The organism is Cupriavidus phytohabitans, from assembly GCF_017815025.1.
In the GTDB taxonomy this organism is placed as follows: domain Bacteria; phylum Pseudomonadota; class Gammaproteobacteria; order Burkholderiales; family Burkholderiaceae; genus Cupriavidus.
The window spans coordinates 1-1,480 of the sequence record NZ_JAGIQB010000183.1; the positions used below are offsets into that span (position 1 = coordinate 1).

Below are 1,480 nucleotides of genomic sequence, written 5' to 3' on the forward strand. Positions count from 1 at the left end.
CCATCTCCTTATACAGAAGTAGTACCGTCCCCGCAGCGGTGCATGGGGCCTGCGACCGCGGAAATTTCGAGGTAAGGGGTTGTTAACTTCGCCAGACTCGCGTTTACTCTCGGATTTTGGCAGTGGCAATGGGCAACGACGAGTCGGGGGCATGGGTGGACGAGGAATTCGAGAGTCTGGATCTTGGTGATCCGCGGCGGGATCGGCGCGCCAAGGAATTGCTCAAGCGGTTTGCAGCCCTGCCTACGGCGAGCATTCCCGGCGCATGCGATGACTGGTCCCAAACCATTGGGGCGTATCGTTTTCTCGGCAATGAGCAGATCGATTGGCGGGACGTGATGCAGCCGCATTGGGAACGCACGGCGGAAAGAGCCGCGCAGTTACCGGTGGTGCTGTGCATCGCTGATACGACCGAATTGAACTTTAATGGCCAGGAGATCGACGGGCTGGGTCCGTTGGCCTATGAAGCCCAGCGGGGCATGTTTTTGCATCCGACCTACGCGGTGACGCCTGACCGTGAACCGCTGGGGGTGATCGATGCCTGGATGTGGGCTCGGGAGCCCAAGGACGCCGACGGCAACCGCGGCGGGATCAAGGAAAGCGTACGCTGGATTGAAGGGTATGAACGGGTTGCGGAGCAAGCCGCGCAATTGCCCCAGACACGGCTGGTGTATGTGACGGACCGCGAGGGTGATATTGCCGAGTTGATGGCGCGCGCCCAGGAACTTGGCCAGCCGGCCGACTGGTTGATCCGCAGCCAACACAACCGCAACCTGGCCGAGGGCGGCAAGCTGTGGGGTAGCGTCGGAGCCAGCCCGGTACTTGGGGAGATCACCTTTATCTTGCCGGGGCGTGCAGCCCAGAAGGCGCGCGAGGTCAAACAGGAGCTACGCGCCCAACGTGTGAAGCTGCCGGGTCTGGTCGGAGCGGAGTTCACCTGTGTAGAGGCAACGGAGATCGGAGCGCCCGCAGGCGTCAAGCCAGTGGTTTGGCGGTTGTTGACGAACCGAGAAGCGCAGGACGCCGATGCTGCCATCGAACTCGTCGAGTGGTACCGAGCCCGCTGGGAGGTGGAGATGTTTTTCCATGTCCTGAAGACTGGCTGCAAGGTCGAAGCGCTACAGCTCTCGCACATGGATCGTGTGGAGCGGGCCTTGGCGTTGTATATGGTGGTAGCGTGGCGCATTGCCCGCTTGATGCGATTGGGCAGAACTTGCCCGGACCTGGATGCGTCCCTGTTCTTCGACGCCGACGAAATTCGGGGAGCATACGTGCTCGCCAACAAAGCTCGCCCGAAGACACCGGTCACACTCAATCAGATGATTCGGTTGGTTGCTTCCCTGGGCGGGTTCCTTGGGCGCAAGAGCGATGGCGAGCCCGGCGCCAAGACGATCTGGATCGGTATGCAGCGAACTATGGACGCCGCGCTCACCATTCAAGCACTGCGGGAAGAGTCATGACTTCTGTATAAGGAAATGGG

The 1,480-nt window shown here is 60.9% G+C and carries 1 protein-coding gene; it reads left to right on the plus strand.

Annotated features, from left to right (window positions below; translation table 11 throughout):
- The first annotated feature begins 128 nt into the window (after positions 1 to 128).
- Positions 129 to 1,460 (plus strand): IS4 family transposase, encoded by a 1,332-nt coding sequence (locus tag J8I34_RS33990; protein WP_209778070.1) that lies wholly within the window; start codon positions 129 to 131, stop codon positions 1,458 to 1,460.
- Positions 1,461 to 1,480: the final 20 nt, after the last annotated feature.